The sequence below is a fragment of the Methylobacterium dankookense genome (assembly GCF_902141855.1).
GTDB lineage: Bacteria > Pseudomonadota > Alphaproteobacteria > Rhizobiales > Beijerinckiaceae > Methylobacterium > Methylobacterium dankookense.
This window is the reverse complement of record NZ_CABFVH010000002.1, coordinates 76,320-93,217: the sequence shown is the minus strand read 5'-3', so window position 1 is coordinate 93,217 and position 16,898 is coordinate 76,320. Positions and strand designations below refer to the sequence as shown.

Annotated in this window: 19 protein-coding genes; 8 read left to right on the top strand and 11 right to left on the bottom strand. The window is 73.0% G+C overall.

What is annotated here, in order from left to right; genetic code table 11:
- Positions 1 to 11: 11 nt before the first annotated feature.
- The 10 genes from MTDSW087_RS02580 to croR form a co-directional block, all read right to left on the bottom strand.
- Positions 12 to 1,697: a thiamine pyrophosphate-binding protein gene (locus tag MTDSW087_RS02580; RefSeq protein WP_144759772.1), complete on the bottom strand. Its 1,686-nt coding sequence runs from the start codon at positions 1,695 to 1,697 to the stop codon at positions 12 to 14.
- Between the two features lie 57 nt (positions 1,698 to 1,754).
- Positions 1,755 to 2,825, bottom strand: a complete 1,071-nt coding sequence (locus tag MTDSW087_RS02575) for a glycosyltransferase family A protein (RefSeq protein WP_144760217.1) — start codon at positions 2,823 to 2,825, stop codon at positions 1,755 to 1,757.
- A 74-nt stretch (positions 2,826 to 2,899) separates the two neighbouring features.
- Entirely contained in the window at positions 2,900 to 3,709 is an 810-nt protein-coding gene (locus MTDSW087_RS02570) for a lysophospholipid acyltransferase family protein (protein WP_144759769.1), read from the bottom strand.
- Between the two features lie 223 nt (positions 3,710 to 3,932).
- Positions 3,933 to 5,459 (bottom strand): phytoene desaturase family protein, encoded by a 1,527-nt coding sequence (locus tag MTDSW087_RS02565; RefSeq protein WP_144759766.1) that lies wholly within the window; start codon positions 5,457 to 5,459, stop codon positions 3,933 to 3,935.
- A 114-nt stretch (positions 5,460 to 5,573) separates the two neighbouring features.
- Entirely contained in the window at positions 5,574 to 6,770 is a 1,197-nt protein-coding gene (locus MTDSW087_RS02560; RefSeq protein ID WP_144759763.1) for an ABC transporter permease, read from the bottom strand.
- Complete coding sequence (locus tag MTDSW087_RS02555; RefSeq protein WP_238179150.1) at positions 6,767 to 7,738, bottom strand: ABC transporter ATP-binding protein; 972 nt, start codon at positions 7,736 to 7,738, stop codon at positions 6,767 to 6,769. Before MTDSW087_RS02555 ends, MTDSW087_RS02560 begins: the two co-directional genes overlap by 4 nt.
- A 4-nt stretch (positions 7,739 to 7,742) precedes the next feature.
- Positions 7,743 to 8,165 carry a DUF2141 domain-containing protein gene (locus tag MTDSW087_RS02550; RefSeq protein WP_144759757.1) on the bottom strand — a complete coding sequence of 141 codons (423 nt, stop codon included), beginning with the start codon at positions 8,163 to 8,165 and terminating at the stop codon, positions 7,743 to 7,745.
- Positions 8,162 to 9,751 carry a phytoene desaturase family protein gene (gene crtI, locus MTDSW087_RS02545; RefSeq protein WP_144759754.1) on the bottom strand — a complete coding sequence of 530 codons (1,590 nt, stop codon included), beginning with the start codon at positions 9,749 to 9,751 and terminating at the stop codon, positions 8,162 to 8,164. The genes MTDSW087_RS02550 and crtI overlap by 4 nt, the downstream gene beginning before the upstream one ends.
- Positions 9,752 to 9,983: 232 nt before the next feature.
- On the bottom strand, positions 9,984 to 10,805 hold the full coding sequence (locus MTDSW087_RS02540) for a TrmH family RNA methyltransferase (RefSeq protein ID WP_144759751.1): 822 nt from the start codon (positions 10,803 to 10,805) through the stop codon (positions 9,984 to 9,986).
- A gap of 12 nt (positions 10,806 to 10,817) precedes the next feature.
- Entirely contained in the window at positions 10,818 to 11,285 is a 468-nt protein-coding gene (croR, locus tag MTDSW087_RS02535) for a 3-hydroxybutyryl-CoA dehydratase (RefSeq protein WP_144759748.1), read from the bottom strand.
- Between the two features lie 195 nt (positions 11,286 to 11,480).
- Here croR and MTDSW087_RS29915 point away from each other — a divergent pair, with 195 nt between their 5' ends.
- From MTDSW087_RS29915 to MTDSW087_RS02505, 6 genes are all read left to right on the top strand, one after another.
- Complete coding sequence (locus tag MTDSW087_RS29915) at positions 11,481 to 11,828, top strand: hypothetical protein (protein WP_186383712.1); 348 nt, start codon at positions 11,481 to 11,483, stop codon at positions 11,826 to 11,828.
- A 69-nt stretch (positions 11,829 to 11,897) separates the two neighbouring features.
- Positions 11,898 to 12,503 carry a cation efflux transmembrane domain-containing protein gene (locus tag MTDSW087_RS02525; protein WP_144759745.1) on the top strand — a complete coding sequence of 202 codons (606 nt, stop codon included), beginning with the start codon at positions 11,898 to 11,900 and terminating at the stop codon, positions 12,501 to 12,503.
- A 56-nt stretch (positions 12,504 to 12,559) separates the two neighbouring features.
- Positions 12,560 to 13,405 carry a metallophosphoesterase gene (locus MTDSW087_RS02520; protein ID WP_144759742.1) on the top strand — a complete coding sequence of 282 codons (846 nt, stop codon included), beginning with the start codon at positions 12,560 to 12,562 and terminating at the stop codon, positions 13,403 to 13,405.
- Positions 13,406 to 13,487: 82 nt separating this feature from the next.
- Positions 13,488 to 13,715: a hypothetical protein gene (locus tag MTDSW087_RS02515; protein WP_144759739.1), complete on the top strand. Its 228-nt coding sequence runs from the start codon at positions 13,488 to 13,490 to the stop codon at positions 13,713 to 13,715.
- A complete protein-coding gene (locus MTDSW087_RS02510) occupies positions 13,712 to 13,990 on the top strand; it encodes a type II toxin-antitoxin system RelE/ParE family toxin (RefSeq protein ID WP_144759736.1) in 279 nt (92 codons plus the stop codon). The genes MTDSW087_RS02515 and MTDSW087_RS02510 overlap by 4 nt, the downstream gene beginning before the upstream one ends.
- Positions 13,991 to 14,075: 85 nt before the next feature.
- Positions 14,076 to 14,297, top strand: coding sequence for a hypothetical protein (locus MTDSW087_RS02505; RefSeq protein WP_144759733.1), 222 nt, complete (start codon positions 14,076 to 14,078; stop codon positions 14,295 to 14,297).
- 13 nt (positions 14,298 to 14,310) lie between these two features.
- Here MTDSW087_RS02505 and MTDSW087_RS02500 read toward each other — a convergent pair whose 3' ends face one another.
- A complete protein-coding gene (locus tag MTDSW087_RS02500) occupies positions 14,311 to 14,940 on the bottom strand; it encodes a PAS domain-containing protein (RefSeq protein WP_144759729.1) in 630 nt (209 codons plus the stop codon).
- Between the two features lie 477 nt (positions 14,941 to 15,417).
- Here MTDSW087_RS02500 and MTDSW087_RS02490 point away from each other — a divergent pair, with 477 nt between their 5' ends.
- A complete protein-coding gene (locus MTDSW087_RS02490; protein WP_144759723.1) occupies positions 15,418 to 16,242 on the top strand; it encodes a rhomboid family intramembrane serine protease in 825 nt (274 codons plus the stop codon).
- Positions 16,243 to 16,438: 196 nt separating this feature from the next.
- Complete coding sequence (locus MTDSW087_RS02485; protein ID WP_144759720.1) at positions 16,439 to 16,870, top strand: CBS domain-containing protein; 432 nt, start codon at positions 16,439 to 16,441, stop codon at positions 16,868 to 16,870.
- Positions 16,871 to 16,898: the final 28 nt, after the last annotated feature.

Genomic DNA, 16,898 nt, shown 5'->3' with positions numbered 1-16,898 from the left:
GAGATCCCCCCTCACGTCGCCTGGACCACCACCTCCACGAGATTCGGCTTGGCCGACCGGATGCCCGCCTCGATCGCCGGGGCGATGTCGCCAGCCGCGGTGACGCGGCGGGCCGGGACGCCCATCGAGGCGGCGAGCGCCGGGAAGTCGATGCGCGGGTCGACGAGGTCCATGGCGATGAAGCGGTTGGCCCGCACCGAGGCGTAGTGGGTCTGCGATTTCATGAAGCGCTTGAGGATGTTGTACTCGGCGTTGTTGATCACCACGAAGGTGATCGGCAAATCCTCGTGCGCCGCGGTCCAGAGCGCCTGCGGCGAGTAGAGCGCCGCGCCGTCGCCGACGACGCAGACCACCGGCGAGCGGTCGAGCCCCAGCGAGTAGCCGACCGAGGCCGGCATGCCCCAGCCGAGCACGCCGCCGCGCATCGCCGCGTATTGGTGGGTGTTCGGGCTGTCGAGGAAGGTGCGCAGATGGACGAGGGTGGCGGGCGCCTCGTCCACGATCGCCGTGTCGTGCCCCACCGCGCGGGCGACCTCGCGGGCCGCCACAAGGGGTGCGATCACCGGGTCCGCGAAGGCCGCATCCGCCGCCGCGGCGAGCCGGGCCCGGCGCTCCGTTCGCGCCTCGGAGGCCTGCGCCCGCAGCGCCGCGTAGGCATCGGCGCGCGGGCGCAGGCGCTCGGCGAGCAGCGGCAGCAGCACGTCGAGGGAGGCGCGGATGTCGCCGACCATCGACAATTCGGTGGTGTAGGTGCGCCCGAGGTCGCGCACGTCGGCCGAGAGCTGGAACACCCGGGTGCCGGGCGGCACCGCCGAGCCCTCCGTGTAGAGCACGGTGATCAGCGACTTGCCGCCGAGCGCGAAGACCGCGTCGTAGGAGCCCAGGATCCCGGCGATCTCGTTGGCCTTGGTCGGCAGGTTCCCGGCCCAGAGCGGATGCGCGGTGGGGAAGGGGATGTGCGCCGGCCAGGACGATCCGTAGACGGGGGCGCCGAGCGCGTCGGCGAGCGCCACCGCCTGCGCCGAGGCGTCGCTCGATTCGATCTCGTCGCCCGCGATCAGGGCGAGGCGCCCGGGCGCGATCCCGGCGAGCCGGTCGGCGAGGCTCGTGAGCGAGCCAGCCACCGCGCGGTGGTCGATGGTCGAGACCTCGCCCGCGGGCACCGCGGTCATCGCTTCCATCACATCCATGGGCAGGGACAGGAAGACGGGACCGGAGGGCGCCGCGCTGCAATCGTGGAAGGCGCGCCGCAGCAGGATCGCGAGCTGGTCCGCGTTCGTGACCTCGCGGGCCCATTTCACCGCCGGGTCGGCGATGGCGACGAGGTCGCCGAACAGGAGCGGGTCGGTGATGGCGTGCCGCGAATCCTGCTGGCCGGCCGTGACCACGAGCGGCGTACCGGAGACGTAGCTGTTGATCAGGTTGCCGAAGCCGTGCCCGAGCCCGCCCGCCGTGTGCAGGTTGACGAAGGCGGGGCGCCGCGCTGCCTGCGCGTAGCCGTCGGCCATGGCTACCGCGCTCGCCTCCTGCAGGGCGAGCACGTAGGCGATGTCCGGCGTCTCGGTGAGGGCGTCGATCAGCGGCAGCTCGGTGGTGCCCGGATTGCCGAAGATGTGGCGCACCCCCTCCGAGCGCAGCACCTCCAGGAGCAGGGCCGCCCCCCGCCGCGGGGCCACCGCATCCACCGTCGCGATCATGGGCTCTCCTCGACCTCTCGTGCCGTCCGGACGCGGAGGCTACGCGATTCCGCGGCCTCAGGCTCCGCTCACCGGATAGGTGCGGCCCTTCCAGCTCGCCGCGCCCGCCCGCTCCCGGCGGAGCAGCACGTTCCACTGGATGGCGAGCGCCACAAGCACCGTGGCGGGGTGGAGCGGAATCGACGGCCAGGGCTCACGGACGGCCAGGGTGATGGCGGTCCGCGTCGCGAGCGAGAGCGCGAGGGCGGCCGCGGCGAGGGCGAAGGCGGCCGGCCCGAGGCCGCCGAGAAGCCCCGCCGCCACGAGGAGCCAGGGCACGACCTGACCGAGCAGCAACAGCAGGGTCCAGACGGGCAGGGCGCGGGGCGTCGCCATGCCCTCGTGGGCGTTCTTCGAGAAGCCGGCCCAGGCTTCACGGAAGCCCGCATACATGTGGCAGAGGGCGAGGTCTCGGCCCGCCACGAGGTCGGTGCGGCGGCCCTGGGCCCGGAACAGGCGCGGCAGGCGCACGCCATCGTGGAGCGAGGTGCGGATGCCGCCATGCCCGCCGGTCGCGACATAGGCCGTGCGGGAGGCGAGGATGAGCTGGCCGCAGGCCGCGCCGAGGCTCGGCCGGAGCGAGGCGCGCATCGCCGCCACCGGCAGGTAGCCGACGAGGAGGAAGTCGATCATCGGCACGGTAAGGCGCTCGCCGAGACTGTCCATGCGCTGGCGCGGCACCGCGCTGACGAGGTCGCAAGCCGTGCGCGCCGCATGGGCCGCGAGCCGGGCCGCCGCCTCCGGGGCCAGGGTCACGTCGGCGTCGATGAAGAGCAGATATCCGCCCCGCGCCTGGCCCGCGAGATGGGCGCAGGCCGCGTTCTTGCCCGTCCAGCCCTCGGGCAGGCTCGGCACGGGGACGAGGCGCAGGCGCGGCTCCTCGGCGGCGAGGCCGGAAACGATCTCCGCGGTGCCGTCGGTCGAGTGGTCGTCGCCGACCAGCACCTCGACGGGGGTGCCGGTCGAGGCGAGCGCCGCGCGCACGGTGCCGGCGATGTTGCCGGCCTCGTTGCGGGCCGGGATCAGGATCGAGACGAGGCCCGAGCCGCCGAGCTCCGGCTCCGGCGTCCGGAGCAGGGCGAGGTTCATGGCGGCGAACAGGGCCGGCTGCAGCGCCACCGCGAAGCAGAGCGCCGCGAGGGCGAGGAGGGCCGCATCGAGGCTCACGGCAGGCGCTCCCCGGTCGGCCGCTCGGCCCTGTGGGCTGGATCGAAGCGGCGGCCCGCGACCAGGGCGGCGAGCCGCCGCCACAGATCGTAGATTCCGCCGATCCCCTTGCGGCCGGAGAGCAGCGGCCGGAACCGTCCGGGCTCGCGGCTGACGATGTCGGCGCCGAGCCGATCGAGCACCGCCTCGAGGTCGCGCTCCAGGCGGGCGAGGCGCGCGGCCCGGGGCAGGGCCAGCAACTCGGCCGCGGTCACGGGCGGCCCGAAGGCGGCAAAGGCCTCCCCGCCGCGCTCCTCCCAGAAGGCGTAGTCGAGGGCGAGCGGCACGACGAGGGCGTCCGGCGCGAGCTCGGCGAGGCGGGCGACGCCGGGCCTCAGGCCCAGCGGCCGGGCGCGGGCATCGGCGAAGCGCCCCTGCGCGGTGATCCAGAGCATGCGGCGCGGATCGGCCAGGATGGTGCGGGCGTTCCGCAGGAACTGCGCCGCCCCGCGCGGGCTGTCGAGGTCGACGCCGAAGGCGCCCATGCGCTGGAAGATCCGGTAGCGGGCGAGCATCTTCGCGTCGAAGGGCGCCCGGCCCTCGCGCGCGGGGAAAAGCCTGGCCGCGAGCAGGATCACCACGGCCGCATCCCACCAGGCCGGGTGGTTGCAATAGACCACGATCGGCCCGGGATGGCCGGCGCAGTCCGGCCAGCCCCAGCGCGGCAGGTGCACGGCGTTGAGGTGGCGCCGGGTGAAGCGCTCGAAATAGGCCGCCATGAAGCGCCAGAGCGCGGGCGAGACGGGCGGGAGGTCGGAGCGCGTCATCTCGGTCTTCCGCCAGTGCGGGGGAGAGAGACGAGAACCGTCCGAAAAGGGCGCAACGATGCGCGATGGGCCTCTCCTCCCCCTTGCGGGGAGGAGCCGGAGGTGCGGGTGGCGCAAGAGGCACCGCCACGCCTCATCCTGAACCACCCCTGTCCCCTCCCCGCAAGGGGAAAGGGACCCGCGCTTCTTCTGTCGAGGGGAGAGGGAACGGGGTGCGACATGGTCACGCCGATTTGCGCAGGCCGCCGCGGGCGTCCTGGTCGTGCGCGTCGGCGGCGATCCAGCCGGACATCATGACCATCGGCATGCCGGGGCCGGGATGGGCCGCGCCGCCGGCGAGATAGAGGCCGCGCACCTGCCGCGAGCGGTTGCCGGGCTTGAAGGCGCCCATCACCCGCCCGTGCGAGGCGAGGCCGTAGATCGCCCCGTTCAGCACCTTGTAGCGGTCGTGGATGTCCTGCGGCGTGAGGTGGCGCTCGACCACGATGCGGTCCTCGAGATCGGGCATCCCGGCGGTGCGCTTGAGCTTGTCGAGGATCACCCGGCGATAGGCCGGGAACATCTTCGACCAGTCGTGGTGGGGCCGCAGATAGGGGGTGTGCACGAGGACGTAGAGCGCCTCGCCGCCGTCCGGCGCCACGGACGGATCGGTGGAGGAGGGGGCGGCGAGATAGGCGGTCGGGTCCGGCGCCGGCTCGCCCCTCCGGTAGATCCAGTCGAACTCCTCCTCGGGATCGCGCGAGAAGACGAAATCGTGGTGGTTCAGGTGCTCGTAGCGCCGGTTCAGGCCGAGATAGAGCACCACGCCCGAGCAGGCGGGCTCGGGGTTCTTCCGCTCGTAGGCCTTGCCCGCCTCGCCGCCGACGAGCTCGCGATAGGTCCGCACCGAATCCATGTTGGAGATCACGGCGTCGTAGGGCGCCGTGCCCTCGCGCGTGCGCAGGCCGCGCACCGCGCCGTCGACGATGTCGAGGCCGGTGACCTCGGTGTTGGGCTTCAGGGTCGCGCCGAGCTCCTCGGCGAGCTTCATCAGCCCCTCGGCCACGGCCCGGGTGCCGCCCATCGGGTACCAGACCCCGTCCGCCGTCTGCATGTGGGCGATGGCGCAGAGCACCGCGGGGGCGCCGTAGGGCGACGAGCCGACATATTGCACGAAATGGTCGAGCATCTGCGCAAGGCGGGCATCCTTCACCTTGCCGCGGATGGTGCTCGCCACCGAGGCGTGCATGCGCAGGGAGAGCACGTCGCGCAGGGTGCCCGGATTCATGTTGGCGCGGATGTTGATCGTGTCGAACAGGTCCTCGACCGGCTTCCAGAAGAAGAATTTTTCCGAGACGCCGTGCAGATGCTCGGAGATCGCGAGGAATTTCTTGTAGCCCTCGCCGGCCCCGGCGCCCGGCACGAAGCGGTCCATCTCGGCCGCCATGGTGGCGACGTCCTGCATCAGGTCGATGCGGGTGCCGTCGTCGAAGAAGCAGCGCCATTGCGGGTCGAGGCGGCGCAGGTCCATGTAGTCGTGGACGCTGCGTCCCGCCTCTGAGAAGATCCGCTCCAGCACGCGGGGCACCGTGAGGATGGTCGGCCCCATGTCGAAGCGGAAGCCGCCCTCGTGCAGCACCGCCGCCTTGCCGCCGAGCCAGTCGTTCTTGTCGTAGAGGGTGACCCTGTGCCCCCGCGCGGCCGAGACGCAGGCGGCGGCGAGCCCGCCCAAACCGCTGCCGATGACGGCGACCGACGAACCGGACTGCATCGCGTTACGCTCCTACGGAACGCCCGGGCGGGAGGCCGCCGGGGCTGATGGTCGTGCGCGCCGGGACCGGGGTCAACGCGCTCCCGCGTCGCGCGGCAGGGTGATGTGCGGCGCTCATGCCGGCCGCCGGGCCGCGAGGCCGAGCGCGACGCCGAGCCCGGCGAGCGCCAAGGCCGCCAGCACGGCCCAGGCGGTCAGCGCCACGCCCTCGCCGAGCGCCCCCTGATAGGCCTCAATCGCCCAGGCGTTGGGGGTCAGCCAGCCGGCCTGCTGCAGCCAGGGCGGCATCAGGAAGCGGGGCACCATGCTGCCGCCGACCGCCGAGAGCAGCAGCACGCCGAAGGTCGCGCAGAGATGCGCCTGCTGGCGCGTCGCCGCCGCCGCGCAGGCCGCGAGCGCCAGCCCCGCCGCCATGGCGGAGACGAGGAGGCAGGTGGCGAGGAAGGGAAGCCAGTGCGGGCCGATGGCGACGCCGTAGAGCAGGCCTGCGGCGGTGAAGATCAGCCCGGCCTGGACGACGCCCTGCAGCGTGAGGAAGGCGAACTTGCCGAGGACGATCACGGCGAGGCCGCCGGGGCCCGCGCTCAACCGGTCGGCGAGACCGGATTCGCGCTCGTCCACCAGCGAGAGGGCGCCCTGCATCGCGGCGAAGAGCAGGAACACCGCGGCGATGGCGCCGGCATAGTAGCTGACCCGCGCATTGCCCGCGGCCGCCGCCGTGCCCTGCCGCTCCACCAGGGCCGAGAAGCTGAAGGGCTCGCGCTTCGCCCGCTGCTCGGCGAAGGCCGCGTCGAGGAAGGCGCGCTCGTCCGGACCGATCTTGCCGGTGCGCTCCACGTCGGCGACGACGCGGGAGAGCACCACGTCGGGCAGGGCCTCGTTCAGCACCCGCTGGAGCTGGCCCAGCGCGATCGGGGTGGCGAGCGCCTTGGCCGGATCCTCGACGAGCACCACCGGCCGGTCGGCCTCCGGCGCGGTGCCGGCGGGCGCGGCCGCGAGGTCGCCGCGCAGCACCAGGGCCACGTCGACCGCGCCCGCGCGCACCGCCGCCGTCACCGCCGCGAGATCGCCGGACAGGCGCGTGACGCGCAGCGACGGGTCGGCTTCGAGAGCCGCCGCGAGGCGGCCGGTGGTCTGGGTGTGGGCGAGATCGGCAAGGCCGAGATGGATGCGGATGCGGTCGCCCACCGCGCCGGAGAAGATCGCCGCGAAGATCGAGAAGATCACGGTCGGCAGCACGAAGGCCATGACCAGGGCGGCCCGGTCGCGCACGAGGCTGAGCAGCATCACCCGGAATGCGGCGCCGATCATCGCGCGCCTCCCATGGCCAAGCTCGGCGGCGGCTCGGGCACGGCGCGGGGCTTGAGCGCGTCGAGATAGAGCGCCTCGAGGCCCGGCGCGCGCACGCGCAGCTCCGAGGCCGGCACGCCCTGCGCCCGCAATTGCCCGAGGAGGGCCGCACCGTCGAGGCCGGTCCCGCGCTCGGCCGCGCGCCAGGCGAGGCCGCCCTCGTGCGGCAGGAAGCCAGCCCGGCGCAGCACGGCCTCCGCCGCCGGGGCGGGGGCGGTCGCCAGCACCAGTTCGCGCTCCGGCGGCCCGGCGCGCAGGCCGGCCAGCAGGTCCGCCAGGGCGCCCTCGCGCAGGATCCGGCCGCGGGCCATGAAGGCGACGCGGTCGGCGAGGCGCTCGGCCTCGGCGAAATCGTGGGTGGCGATCAGGATCGCGGTGCCCTCGGCGCTGAGGCGCTGCAGCACCGCGTGGATCGCGGCGCGGGCGGCGAGGTCGACCCCTTGCGTCGGCTCGTCGAGGAGGACGAGGCGGGGCCGGTTCATCAGGCTCGCGGCGATGTTGACCCGGCGCCGGTAGCCGCCCGAGAGCTGGCCGACGAGGCTGCCGGCCACGGCCTCGATCTCGGCCAGCGCGAGGGCCGCCGCGACGGCCTGGGGCCGCCCGCGCCGCGGTACGCCGGCGAGGCTCGCGAAGACGCCGAGATTCTCCGCCACGGTGAGGCGGGGGTAGAGAGCGATCTCCTGCGGCACCCAGCCGATGGCGGCGCGCGCCGCCCGGTCGGCATGGGGGTCGCGGCCCTCGACGCGGACCCGGCCCGCATCCGGGCGCAGGCGGCCGGCGGCGAGGCGCATCAGGGTGGTCTTGCCGGCCCCGTTGGGCCCGAGCAGCGCCAGGGTCTCGGCGGGCGCGAGCGCGAGATCGACCCCGTCGAGGACGCGGGCGCCGCGATAGGCCAGCGCGACCCCCTCGGCCGTCAGGAGCGGGGCCACGGCGTCAGCGCCGGGGCAGGGCGCGGGCGAGCCGCACCCGGATGGCGGCCCCCGGCTCGCGCAAGGAGAAGGCGGCCTCGGCGAAGCTCGGCCGGGCATGCCGCCCGGCGCCGCCCGACAGGCCGTAGGGCTCCTGCGGCAAGCCGAGCCCGGTCCGGTCGAGCCGGCCATTCCCGTTCTGGTCCTGGAAGGCGGCGACCGCGTAGGTGCCGGGCGCCACGTCGTCGAAGACGAAGGTGCGCGCGGGCGCGGTGCCCGGCGCGTTCTGCCCCTCGACGCAGGCCGCTTCGGAGAGGCCGCCCTGGCAGAGGGTGACGTAGACCGTCCCGCCGCCGGGCTCGATGCCGTCCACCTCCACCTGAAGGCCGGCGGCCCGGGCAGGGAGGGGGAGGGCGAGGAGGAAGGCGAGGACGGCGCGCCTGCTCACGTTGCCTCCCCGCCGGTGGCAAGCGGCGCGGTGTCGGGGATGCCAGCGCCGGCCGGCACGCGGGCGCCGAGCAGTTCCTCGATGAGCAGGCGGGCCGAGATGCGGGCGCCCTCGTAGATCACCGGCAGGCCGGAGCCCGGATGGGTGCCGCCGCCGACGAGGTAGAGCCCCGGCCCGAAGCGGTTGTGCGGCCGGAACCACAGCATCTGCATCAAGTCGTGGGCGAGGTTGAAGGTCGCCCCCTCGTGGACAGAGAAGTCGTCGCGCCACTGGGTCGGATCGACGATGCGCTCGTAGCGGATTCGGTCCTCCAGATCGCCGAGGCCCAGAAGCTTCAGCCGCTCCAAGACGAGGGTGCGGTACGAGTCGCGGATCGCCGCCCAGTCGATCCCGGCCCGCAGGTTCGGCACTGGCACCAGCACGTAGAGGGCGGTGTGACCGGGCGGCGCCATGCCACCGTCGGTGAAGCCCGCATGCTGCACGTAGACGGAGGGCGCCATCGGCAGCGTGCCCTCCGTGATCTCGCGGATGTTCCGCGCGTAATCCTCGGCGAGCAGGATGGTATGATGGCCGAGGCTCGCGGGCATGGCGCCCTCGATCCCGAGATACATCATGAAGGTCGAGCAGGAGAGGCGGGCCTTGGCGACCTTGGCGTCGCGCCAGCGCGGGCGGCGCGTCTCCGGCACCAGCTCCGGCACCGCCTTGGCGAAGTCGCCGTTGATCATCACCGCGTCGGCCCGCAGCGTCTCGCCGCCAGCCACCACGCCCGCGGCGCGCTTGCCCTCGAACAGCACCCGCTCGACGCGCGTGCCCAGCCGGATGTCGACGCCCATGCGGCGGGCGAGCCCCGCCATCGCCTCCGAGACCGCGCCGCAGCCGCCGACCGGATGATAGACCCCGTGCTCGTATTCGAGGAACGAGAGGATCGTGAACAGGCTCGGGCAGCGGAAGGGCGACATCCCGAGATATTTGGTCTGGAACGAGAAGGCGAGGCGCACGCGCGGGTCGGCGAAGTGGCGCTTCAGGTCGCGGTCGACGCTGCGGCCGGGATGGAGATAAGGCAGGGCGGCGAGCATGGCCGGGCTCGCCATGCTGCGGAACCGGTGGAAGGCCTGTTCCAGCACCGGCTTGAAGTGGCGAAGCTTGGTCCGGTTCTCCGCGAAGAAAGCCTCGACGTTCTCGGCGTCGGCGGGAGCGATCCGCGCGATCTCGGCCTTGAGGCGGGCTACGTCCCCCGTGGCGCGGATCTCGCCCGCGATGCCGCCGCCGCCTTCGAAGGCGAGGTGGTATTGCGGATCGAGCCGCTCCAGTTTGACATGGTCTTCCAAGCGCTCGCCGCAGCTCTCGAAGATGTCGGCGAGGATCTGGGGGTAGAGAAAGAAGGTCGGGCCGATGTCGAAGCGGTAGCCGCCGGGCGCCTCGACCGTTTTGGTCCGGCCGCCGACCTGATCGTCCTTCTCCACCAGCGTGACATGGATTCCGGCTCGCGCGAGCAGGAGCGCCGCCGCGAGGCCGCCTGGGCCCGCTCCGACGACGACGACCCTGCGACCGGAGAGCCTGCGCAGCCCGTCTCCCGCATGCAGCAACGCCACCGTCTCCTCTCGAACGCGGGGCCGGAAATCTCGGCCAGGACTTCACCGCGGCCGACCAGCCCGCTCACGAAAAGCCAAGCTAGAACCGCGCCGGCATTCGGCAATTGCATCCCTTTGTCGCGCAACCGCCGTCGGATGAGAAGGATCTGTCCGGTCGCGCGCGGAAGGAGTGGACGGGATCAGGACCCTGATCCGGATGCGGAAGTGGCATGCCGCGGCGGTCCGCTCAGCACGCTTCGGCGTGGACAGGTCCCGCGCGGCGCGCGAGCCGGTGCAGGGCGATCGCTCCGGCGGTGGCGACGTTGAGCGAATCGAAGCCCGGCGCCATCGGGATGCGCAGGGTCCGCACCCGCGCCATCAGACCCGGCGCGAGGCCCGGCCCCTCGGTGCCGAGGAGCAGGAGCGCGCGGCGCGGCGGATCGAGCGCGTCCAGGGTCTCGGCGCCCGCAGGACTGAGCGCCAGCAGCTCCAGGCCGAGGCGCGCGGCGAGCGCCGGCCAGTCGGTATCGGGGGCGAGCCGCGCGAAGGGCGTGATCAGGGCCGCTCCCGCCGAGACGCGGATCGCCTTGCGGTAGAGCGGGTCGCAGGTCGCGGCGTCGAGGAGCACCGCGTCGGCGCCGAAGGCGGCGGCGTTGCGCAGGCAGCCGCCCACATTGTCGTGGTTCGTCAGCCCGGCGAGGCCGAGCACCAGGGCCGGGGCGGGCGGGGGCGGCACGAGCGCCTCCGCGCCGGGCTCCGGGCCGCGGAGGCCGACGGCGAGCACGCCGCGATGGATCGGGAAGCCCGTCACCGCGCTCATCGCCGCCTTGCCGGCGAGGTAGACCGGCGCGTCGATCCCTGCGAGGTCCGCAGCGAGGCCCGGCCAGCGCTCGGGGGCGAGCAGCACCGATTCCGCCCGGAAGCGGCTGCGCGCCGAGGCGAGGAGGCGGAGCGTCACCTCGCCCTCGACGATGAAGCGGCCCGCGCGCCCGACGAGGTCGCGCTCGCGCATGGCGGCGTAGGGCGCGAGCCGGGGATCGGCCGGATCCTCGACCGCGACCGGGATCATCGCCTTTTCGCGTCAGGCCTTGCCCGTGCGGGCGGCGAGCGGGTCGGCCTCGGCCTTGGTCGGCACCTTCACCAGCGCCTCGCCGTCGAGCACGATCTCGCCGGCCACCGCGCAGGTGCATTTCAGGCGGGCGCGGCGGCGCTCCGGCACGAGCTCGGCCACCTCCACCGTCACGTCGACGGTGTCGCCGATGCGCACGGGCGCGCGGAAGTTGAGAGTCTGGCTGATGTAGACGGCGCCCGGGCCGGGCAGGCGCGTGCCGAGCACCGCCGAGATCAGGCCCGCCGTGTAGAGGCCGTGGGCGATGCGCGTGCCGAAGGGCGTGCGCGCCGCGAAGTGCTCGGAGAGGTGGATCGGGTTGCGGTCGCCGGTGATCTCGGCGAAGCCGACCACGTCGGAGGAGGCGATCACCTTCGACAAGGTCTCGGAGAGCCCGACCTCCAGATCCTCGAAGTACAGAACGCGCAGTTCGGGCAACATCTCTCGGGCTCCCTCGTCGTTCGCGCCCTTGTCCGCGGCGCGTGTCCTCTCGCCTCGCACAGGCGGGGCGCCGAATCCAGCCCGGGGCCCGCCATCCTCGACTTATGGCGGACATGACGGCGAGCCTGCCGGAATCCGGACAATCCGAGCAATCGCCTTCACCTGCGGCCAAGGGGTGCAGCGCACAATCGGGCCATGCCGTCTTCCGATCCGATCTCCCTCGGCGCCCTCGGGGCGGTCCTGGCGCTCGGCGGGCTCGTCACCCTGATGCTGGGCGAGGGCCCGAACCCGAATGGGCTGGCCGCCGCCACGGCCTGCCTCGTCGGCGCGGTCCTCGCCTTCGCGGTCGAGGCGCTGCTGCGCCGGCGGCTGCGCTGGCTGTGCGAGGCCGAGGCGGCCAAGGCCGCGCGCGAGGCCGGCCGGGCCCCGTCGCAGCCGGCGCCGGCCGCAGGCGCGGAGGCCCTTCCGGTCGCGGCCCGGGGGCAGCCCCACCGCGCCGTGCTCGCCTCGGTGCGGGTGCGGCGCGACGGACGGGGCGGGTAGGGCGCGCTCCGCCCTCGACAGCGCGGCCGCCCTGGGCGAAGAGGCGGACAGACCAGGGAACAGCCTCCGATGAAGGCCGCCGCCTCGCCCGCGCTCCGCTCCGTCGTCGCCCGCGTCGCGGCGCTGAACCTCGGCTATTTCGGCATCGAGATCGTGGTGGCGCTCGCCATCGGCTCGGTGGCGCTGATCGCCGACAGCCTGGACTTCCTGGAGGACGCGGCGATCAACCTGCTGATCTTCGCCGGCATCGGCTGGTCGGCGGAGAACCGCGCCCGCCTCGGCACCCTGATGGCCGGCATCCTGCTCGTTCCCGCGCTCGCCACCGCCTACGCCGTCTGGGAGAAGGTCTCGGATTTCTCCGCGCCGGCCCCCGTGCCGCTGACCCTGACCGGCCTCGGGGCGCTCGCCGTCAACGTCACCTGCGCGCTGATGCTCGGCAAGCACCGGCACGGCTCGGGCAGCCTGACCCGGGCCGCCTACCTCTCGGCCCGCAACGACGCGGTCGCCAACGTCGCGATCATCATCGCCGGGATCGTGACCGCGCTGCACCCCTCGCCCTGGCCGGACATCGTCGCCGCCGTCGGCGTCGCGGCGATCAACGCCGATTCGGCCGGCGACGTGTTCCGCGCTGCGCGGGCCGAGCGCCGGGCGGCGCGGGCCGCGCAGGAACCTTGAACCGACGCGGATCCTTCCGCAGGACCGGCGGCCCGTCTTCGCGAACCCCCTGACCGATGCGCCTCTTCCCGATCTCAGACCTGCACCTGGAGCGCCGCCGGCTCGACCTGATCCCGGTCCCGCGCGTGGATTTCGACGTGCTCGTCTGCGCGGGCGACCTCTACGAGGGCCATCCCGAGCGCGGGCTCGCCGCGCTCCTGCACCTCGCGGGGGGCCGGCCGATCGTCTTGGTGCCGGGCAACCACGAGCATTACGCGCCGACCGGCGATCCGCGCACCGCGCCCCAGCTCCTCGCCGCGCTGGAGGCGGAAGTGGCGCGCCTGAACGAGGCGGGCGCGCGCATCCACCTGCTGCAGCGGAGCGCCGCGGTGGTGCTCGACGGCGTGCGCTTCGTCGGCACCACGCTGTGGAGCGACTGGTCGCTCGCCGGGCTCTGGCTCGATGCAGACGCGCCGGGCCGCCCGGAGGATCCCGTCGCCTACGCCGCCGCCCGGATGACCGACCCGGTCACCGGCTCGCGCGAGTATCGCGGCTCGATCCGCAAGGCGGACGGCACGCCCTGGCAGCCGGCCGACGCGGTGGCGGCGCATGTCGCCGAGCGGGCGCTGTTCCTCGATGCCCTCGGGAAACCCCATGCAGGGCCGACCGTGGCGCTGACCCATCACCCGGCGAGCCCCCGCGCGGCGGATGCCTTCCGCACCGCGCCGGGCGTGCCCTGGTGGGTGCCGGCCTTCTACGCGACGACGCTCCTCGACGACCTGCCCGATGCCGGCCGCCCCGACCTCTGGATCTCCGGCCATTTCCACGCGGGCCACGACATGGCAATCGGCCGCTGCCGCTGGCTGGCGAACCCGGTGGAGGGCACGACCTTCCGGCCGGACCTCGTGGTGGAAGTGGGGTGAGGATGGGTGCCGCCACCGGACGGAATCGATTGGCCCGGTCCGTCTCCCGACGCATAATGGCGTGGTGACGGATCAGGCGCCGATGACGGATCTGCTCGAGAAGGCCGTGGCGGCCGCGCGGGAATTGCCGGCGGACCTGCAGGATGACATCGCACGCATGGTCCTCGCCCTGGCCGGAGAGGACCAAGAGCCCTATCGCTTCAGCCCTGCCGAGGAGGCCGAAGAGGACGCGGCCGACGCCGCGGAAGCGCGGGGCGACTATGCCTCCGACGACGAGATCAGGGCCGTTTGGGCGAAATACGGCCTGTGAAGCTCAGGTTCACGCGGCAGGCCCTCCGCCAGCTCGATGCGGTGCTCGCCTATATCGCCGAGCGAAATCCTCAGGGCGCTCCTCAGGTGCAGGCGCAGATCCAGACCGTGACGGATCTCCTGCGCCGGTATCCCCAGGCGGGACAAGTCACCACACGGCCGGGCATCCGCCGTGTCGTGGTCGTACCTGACCCATATGCCGTCACCTATCGCATCGGCCCTGGGGAGATCGTGATCCGAAGCGTGCGCCACACGGCACGCCGGCCGCTCGCCTGAGCAGCGGCACGAGCGCCGCCATGGCCGGGCGCCGTCGCCGGCCTATCTCGGCCGGACAGAAGACGCGCCTGGGAGGAGCGCCCCCATGAACAGCTTCATCGCCGTCGTCCTCGTCTGCGCCAACGCCCTCGCGCAGGAGGCCTGCACCGACGACCAGGCCATCGAGGTGCGCAAGGTCCGGGTGGCGAACGAGCTCGGGTGCACCAATGGCTGGCAGGAGATCATCGCCCGCACCGACCTGCGCGAGGAGGTCGGCAAGACCGCCTATCTGAAGACCGAGTGCCGCCGGGTGAAGACGGGCGGCTGAGGCTGGAGGTCCGTCAGGCCCGCCCGCCGAGATGGACGAGGAGGTGGCCGCGCCGCACCGGGGCGGTGTCGTTGGCCGGTGCCGGCAGCGCATTGAGGCCGGGGGTGGCCTCGACCTCCAGCGCGGCGCCCGCGAGGACGCGCAGCGACGTGGTCTCAAGCCGGACGAGCGGGCGCAGCCCGATCCACGAGGGCAGGTGGTGGGCGCTGAGCGTGCCCAGCATGCGCGCATGGGTCCGGCCGCGATGGCGCAGCGGCAGGAGCAGGAGTTCGAGATCGACGCTCTCGCCGAGGGCAGTGAGGCCGCGCAGGCCCATCACCACGCCGACCATGTCGTTGGCGACGATCTCGACCACCCGCCATGATTCGGCGTGCGGCGAACCGGTCCAGGCCGGCGGCTCCCCGGGCTCCCACAGGCTGCCCAGCGGCAGGCCGCGCAGCTCGCGGCCGTAGAGGGCGCAGACCCGGGTGCCGGCGAGGCGGAGCTGGGCGGTGCGCCGGCTCATGTCGATCTCGAGGATCAAGCTGTCGGCGAGGATATGGCGGATCTCGCCCGGCTCGATCTCGGCCCGCTCGGGCGCGGAGCGCTCGCCGCGCAGGCGGTCCCAGTAGGCGTGCAGGGAGCGGCTCGTCTGGTGCTTCATGGTGTCCCGGATCCGTCACCTGTTCCAGCGTGGCCGTCCCATTCCGGCACGGCCGCGGACGGCACCGGGATCATGGTCGAGCCTTCGCCGTCGATTCCGCACACCCTATGCCCACCACGACGCCACCGCGCGTGCAACGCTTCATTAGGGTTAATCCCCCGTCCGCGTTGCGCCCGAACGCGGATTAAGGAAGGATTACCAGGTCAGCGGGAGGGGCCCGGCGGCCCCGATGCCCGCCTTCGATCACTTGCGAGGTGCAAGGAGACGTCGGGTCATCGGACCCGCGCAGCCTCTTGGTCCAGGCGGCGTCCCCGGCGGTCGGGGAGCGGTTCCATTCTGGGGGAGGGGGCCCGACCGGGGCGGCCCTCCCCTCTTTTTTGGCGCGGCCCGCCATGGGCGATCACGCCGCAGCGATCGGCCCCGGTCCGAGCCCCGAGGGGCTTGCCCTTCCGGGACGCACCCCGACATGGTGCCGCGATGGATGCCTCGCCCGACTTCCCGCGCCAGAGCCGCGTGCCCGTGTTCAACCTGCCGGGCGTGGTCACCGCGTCGATCGCCGTGCTGATGGCGATCCAGGCGTTGCGCGAGTTCGTCCTCTCGGACGGCGCGGACATCTGGGTCGTGCTGAACCTCGCTCTGGTCCCGGCCCGCTGGACGGTCTGGCTCGATCCGGCCCAGGCCGATGCGGTGATCGCAGCAGCGGCGGCGGCGGGGGCCGAGCCGGCGATTGCCGCCGCGCGGGAGAGCTTCGCGCGCTACATCGTCACGGAGCACGCCGCCGACCTCTGGACCTTCGCCACCTACGCGCTGCTGCATGGCTCCTGGCTGCACGTGATCTTCAACAGCGTGTGGCTCGCCGCCTTCGGCTCGCCGGTGGCGCGGCGCTGCGGGGCCTGGCGCTTCGGCCTGCTCGCGCTCGCCGGCATCGTGGCGGGTGGCGGGCTGCACGTCATGCTCGTGCCTCTCAGCACGGCGCCCCTGGTCGGCGCCTCGGCGGGCGTCTCGGCGCTGATGGCGGCCGCCGCCCGCTTCGTGTTCCAGCCGCCGGCCTCGGCCTATGGCAGCCAGCCCTGGCACCTGCCGCCGCCGCGCCCGCCCGAGACCCTGCGGGAATTGCTGCGCAACCGCACCGCCGTCCCCTTCCTGGCGATCTGGCTCGTCACCAACATCGTGTTCGGGCTGATCACCCTGCCGCTCGGCGCCGAGAGCGCCGCGGTCGCCTGGGATGCCCATCTCGGCGGCTTCGTCGTGGGCTTCTTCCTGTTCCCGTTCCTCGATCCCCTGAGCCGCCGGGCAGGCTGACCGATCCGGCGGCAAGGTTCGGCCCAGACGCATGAAAATGGTGCATGGGACAGGCGCGGCCCGCGCTTGCCATCGGGAAACATTGGCCACACACTTGCCTTGATCCAGCGAAGGAGCCGGGAGCAACCCGGCCGGGCCACGCCAACCGCGCGCCCAAGGGCTGCTGGCGCGCCCTACGTCCAGTCAGGGAGGACATATGACCGTCGCACGTATCCTCGCCGAGAAGGGTAACGCCGTCGTCACGGTGACCCCAGAGCGCACGCTCGACGAGGCGATTCATCTGCTTGCCGAGAAGAGCATCGGCGCCGTCGTGGTGACCGGCCCGGACGGCTCCGTCGCAGGCATCATCTCGGAACGCGACATCATGCGCGTGCTCGCCAGCCACGGCGGCGCCTCCTTCGATGAACCCATCGCCGCGCACATGACGAAGAAGGTCGTGACCTGCACCCGGACGGCGACCATCGAGGACGTGATGGAGACGATGACCAACGGGCGCTTCCGCCACGTCCCCGTCTGCGAGGAGGGCAAGCTCGTCGGCATGATCTCGATCGGTGACGTGGTGAAGCGGCGCATCGCCACCGTCGAGGCCGAGCACCAGGCCATGCGCGACTACATCACCATGGCCTGAAGCCAGGTGTCGAGAGGGCTCAGCCCTC

Excerpts from the sequence above, each read along its gene's own strand:
- MTDSW087_RS02580 (WP_144759772.1), bottom strand. The coding sequence starts at position 1,697 with ATGATCGCGACGGTGGATGCGGTGGCCCCGCGGCGGGGGGCGGCCCTG.
- MTDSW087_RS02525 (WP_144759745.1), top strand. The coding sequence starts at position 11,898 with ATGAAGGCCGCCGCCTCGCCCGCGCTCCGCTCCGTCGTCGCCCGCGTC.
- croR (WP_144759748.1), bottom strand. The coding sequence starts at position 11,285 with ATGTTGCCCGAACTGCGCGTTCTGTACTTCGAGGATCTGGAGGTCGGG.
- MTDSW087_RS02520 (WP_144759742.1), top strand. The coding sequence starts at position 12,560 with ATGCGCCTCTTCCCGATCTCAGACCTGCACCTGGAGCGCCGCCGGCTC.
- MTDSW087_RS02570 (WP_144759769.1), bottom strand. The coding sequence starts at position 3,709 with ATGACGCGCTCCGACCTCCCGCCCGTCTCGCCCGCGCTCTGGCGCTTC.
- MTDSW087_RS02565 (WP_144759766.1), bottom strand. The coding sequence starts at position 5,459 with ATGCAGTCCGGTTCGTCGGTCGCCGTCATCGGCAGCGGTTTGGGCGGG.
- MTDSW087_RS02540 (WP_144759751.1), bottom strand. The coding sequence starts at position 10,805 with ATGATCCCGGTCGCGGTCGAGGATCCGGCCGATCCCCGGCTCGCGCCC.
- MTDSW087_RS02490 (WP_144759723.1), top strand. The coding sequence starts at position 15,418 with ATGGATGCCTCGCCCGACTTCCCGCGCCAGAGCCGCGTGCCCGTGTTC.
- MTDSW087_RS02485 (WP_144759720.1), top strand. The coding sequence starts at position 16,439 with ATGACCGTCGCACGTATCCTCGCCGAGAAGGGTAACGCCGTCGTCACG.
- MTDSW087_RS02515 (WP_144759739.1), top strand. The coding sequence starts at position 13,488 with ATGACGGATCTGCTCGAGAAGGCCGTGGCGGCCGCGCGGGAATTGCCG.
- MTDSW087_RS29915 (WP_186383712.1), top strand. The coding sequence starts at position 11,481 with ATGCCGTCTTCCGATCCGATCTCCCTCGGCGCCCTCGGGGCGGTCCTG.
- MTDSW087_RS02505 (WP_144759733.1), top strand. The coding sequence starts at position 14,076 with ATGAACAGCTTCATCGCCGTCGTCCTCGTCTGCGCCAACGCCCTCGCG.
- MTDSW087_RS02500 (WP_144759729.1), bottom strand. The coding sequence starts at position 14,940 with ATGAAGCACCAGACGAGCCGCTCCCTGCACGCCTACTGGGACCGCCTG.
- MTDSW087_RS02560 (WP_144759763.1), bottom strand. The coding sequence starts at position 6,770 with ATGATCGGCGCCGCATTCCGGGTGATGCTGCTCAGCCTCGTGCGCGAC.
- MTDSW087_RS02575 (WP_144760217.1), bottom strand. The coding sequence starts at position 2,825 with ATGAACCTCGCCCTGCTCCGGACGCCGGAGCCGGAGCTCGGCGGCTCG.